This is a genomic window from Pseudoalteromonas sp. (assembly GCF_041613455.1).
Classification (GTDB): Bacteria; Pseudomonadota; Gammaproteobacteria; order Enterobacterales; family Alteromonadaceae; genus Pseudoalteromonas.
This window is the reverse complement of record NZ_JBFJHD010000280.1, coordinates 1-3,327: the sequence shown is the minus strand read 5'-3', so window position 1 is coordinate 3,327 and position 3,327 is coordinate 1. Positions and strand designations below refer to the sequence as shown.

Here is a 3,327-nt window from a genome sequence, read left to right as displayed (position 1 = left end):
AGTTATAAATAACTCAAGCCTTTAATAACACTATTGCACTTTAATTAACTCTTAGTGCTCAATTTTAAGGCTTGAACATTAAAGCATTACTCAATATTTTGGATCTGCTCACGCATTTGCTCAATCAGCACTTTTAGCTCTACAGCGGCAGTAGTAATGTCACTATTGATAGACTTAGATGCTAATGTGTTTGCTTCGCGGTTAAACTCTTGCATCATAAAGTCTAAACGACGACCACATGCCCCGCCTTTTGTAAGAATTTTTTTGGTTTCTTTAACATGCGACTTTAAGCGATCTAATTCTTCAGCCACATCTTGCTTTTGAGCTAAATAAATAAGCTCTTGTTCAAGGCGTGATTCGTCAATATTAGCCGTTAAGTCTTCGAGTTTTTGCGCTAACTTTTCGCGCTGCCATTTGGCAATTTCAGGCATGTGCGTTTCTACAATAGCTACTTGCTCTAAAATAGCTTCAAGGCGAGTAGCTATCATCTCTTGTAGGTTTTCACCTTCATCACCACGTGCAGATTTAAAATCTTCTACTACTTGGTCAAAGCCTGCAATAAGAGCAGTATTTACACTATCCATATCAAGCTCTTGTGCTTCCATAACACCAGGCCAGCGTAGTATATCAACTGGGTTAATGTCACCATCACTGTGTTGTTGTACCCACTTAGCACTATTTATTAGCTGCTCTGCAAGTGCTTCATTAATTGACAGCTCGCCAACATGCGCAGGGTTTGCTACAAACTTTAAGAAAACTTCAACTTTACCGCGTTGTAAATGTTTACGTAAGCGCTCACGAATTACTGGCTCCATGCCACGAAATTGCTCTGGTGCACGAATAAATGTTTCAAGGTAGCGCTGGTTCACTGAACGAACTTCCCAAGTGCCGGTGCCCCAATCGCCTTTTATTTCGCGACGCGCGTAAGCAGTCATACTGTGGATCATGGATAGTTTCCTAAAATTAATAAATACAATATTACAATGATTATACCGTAACACTGCTTAAGCTCTAGGGAAAATTTAATAGACTGAATATTTTACAATCAGCATGGCATCTACACCGACATGCACTTATAATGTCGCAAATTCTGAATTAAGGGGATCGTCAATGCGTCCAAGCGAAAGAACAGCTAACCAAATTAGACCTGTTACATTTACACGTAATTATACTTTGCATGCAGAAGGCTCAGTACTTGTTGAGTTTGGTAATACTAAGGTGCTTTGTACTGCCACAGTTGAATCGGGTGTACCTCGTTTTATGAAAGGCCAAGGTAAAGGTTGGATCAATGCAGAATACGGTATGTTACCGCGTGCAACGCACACACGTAATGCCCGTGAAGCGGCGCGTGGAAAACAAGGCGGTCGTACTATGGAAATTCAACGCTTAATTGCGCGTGCACTTCGTGCTGCTGTTGATTTAAAAGCGCTTGGCGAAAACACTATTACTATTGATTGCGATGTTATTCAAGCTGATGGCGGAACACGTACCGCATCTATTAGTGGTGCCTGTGTTGCATTAGTTGACGCACTTACGCATATGCGTGCTAAAGGGATGATCAATTCAAACCCACTTAAATACATGATTGCAGCAATTTCGGTAGGCATCTATAAAGGCCAAGCCATTAGTGATCTAGAGTACATAGAAGATTCAGCAGCAGAAACCGATATGAACGTCATTCTGACCGAAACCGGCAAAATTATCGAAATTCAAGGAACTGCCGAAGGTGAACCGTTTTCGTTCGACGAACTCGATGAGTTACTTACATTAGCTAAGCACTCTATTCGTGAAATTATCGACGTACAAAAGCAAGCATTAGCATAACGCAAAGGATCACTGTATATGAAAGATTATCAAATAGAGTTTATTGAGTTCGCTTTAGAAAAGCAGGTATTAAAGTTTGGTGAATTTACTTTAAAGTCAGGCCGCACTAGCCCGTACTTTTTTAATGCTGGTTTATTTAATACAGGACGAGATTTAGCGCGTTTAGGCCGTTTTTATGCTGCAGCATTAGAAGATGCCGCCATTGAGTACGATGTATTATTTGGCCCTGCTTATAAAGGTATTCCTATTGCAACGACAACCGCAGTTGCTTTAGCAGATCATTACAATAAAGATGTACCTTATTGTTTTAATCGTAAAGAGAAAAAAGCACACGGTGAGGGTGGCACATTAGTAGGCTCTGAACTTAAAGGTAAAATCATGCTAGTGGATGATGTGATCACCGCCGGCACTGCTATTCGTGAGTCGATGGAAATTATCGCAGAGAATGGCGCAGATCTAAGTGGTGTATTGATCGCCCTTGATCGCCAAGAAAAAGGTAAAGCCGAGTTATCAGCTATTCAAGAAGTTGAACGAGACTTTAATACCAAAGTCATCTCTATTGTAAAACTAGCAGATCTAATTAGTTACCTTGAAACCCAAGGGACTATGGATCAGCATTTAGCCTCAGTTAAAGCTTACCGCGACCAATATGGTGTAGCGTAAATAAAAGCCTCGCAATGCGGGGCTTTATTTTGACCTTCATTTATAGAGTTTATTAATGAAAGATGTATTAAAACCAAATGGCCTCGGTCTCAAGCGTGTTTTTAAAGCAAGCTATTGTTCGTACCTTGGCTTTAAAGCCGCGTTTAAAGAAGAAGTCGCATTTAGACAAGAGCTACTCCTATGCATTATTTTGTTACCACTATCATTTTGGTTAGCTTCGTCATTACTTCATTGGGCACTACTTGTTAGTACGCTACTGATTATGCTTATAGTCGAATTATTAAACTCCGCAATTGAAGCCCTAACCGATCGGGTAAGCACAGAGCGGCATGTATTATCAGGTAGAGCCAAAGATATGGGATCTGCTGCAGTAACACTTGCATTGTCGATCGTCGTGATCATCTGGGGCATTAGCCTTTATATAAAGATCGTTTAACCCTACTTTTAAATATGAGAAGGTATAAAAATATCTTTAGTTGTTAATAGCTTGCTAGTTATGTTGTATTTTTAACGTGTTTAGCTCAAATACTCAGCGAACAGCAGTTTATTTCAAGTTTTCTTTAAAAAACAGTTGATCTGTTTTCGGATCTCCCTATAATGCGACCCCACTGAGACGGGAAACGCCGAAGCATAGCAAGGCAGTAACTACTTAGAGAGTTAAATAAAACTTCGGTTTTAAATTGTCGAAAGAAAGTTTAAAACTAAGTGTTGACTCGAAAAATAAAGGGTGTATTATTCGCATCCCTTGAGACGCTAAAGCGACTCAAACGTTCTTTAACAATATAAAGCAATCATCTGTGTGGGCACTCGTACAGATTGAGTTCTAACAGCCAACCTACT

Annotated in this window: 4 protein-coding genes; 3 read left to right on the top strand and 1 reads right to left on the bottom strand. The window is 40.0% G+C overall.

What is annotated here, in order from left to right:
- Positions 1-86: 86 nt before the first annotated feature.
- Positions 87-947 (bottom strand): YicC/YloC family endoribonuclease, encoded by an 861-nt coding sequence (locus ABYB02_RS15890; RefSeq protein ID WP_011329427.1) that lies wholly within the window; start codon positions 945-947, stop codon positions 87-89.
- Positions 948-1,110: 163 nt separating this feature from the next.
- Between ABYB02_RS15890 and rph the strand changes: the two genes are divergently transcribed.
- The 3 genes from rph to ABYB02_RS15875 are packed head-to-tail and all read left to right on the top strand — an operon-like array spanning position 1,111 to position 2,923.
- A complete protein-coding gene (rph, locus tag ABYB02_RS15885) occupies positions 1,111-1,824 on the top strand; it encodes a ribonuclease PH (protein WP_011329426.1) in 714 nt (237 codons plus the stop codon).
- A gap of 18 nt (positions 1,825-1,842) precedes the next feature.
- Entirely contained in the window at positions 1,843-2,487 is a 645-nt protein-coding gene (gene pyrE, locus ABYB02_RS15880) for an orotate phosphoribosyltransferase (RefSeq protein ID WP_089368835.1), read from the top strand.
- A 55-nt stretch (positions 2,488-2,542) separates the two neighbouring features.
- The gene (locus tag ABYB02_RS15875) at positions 2,543-2,923 is read left to right on the top strand and encodes a diacylglycerol kinase (protein WP_011329424.1); all 381 of its coding nucleotides are present in this window, start codon (positions 2,543-2,545) and stop codon (positions 2,921-2,923) included.
- Positions 2,924-3,327 lie beyond the last annotated feature (404 nt).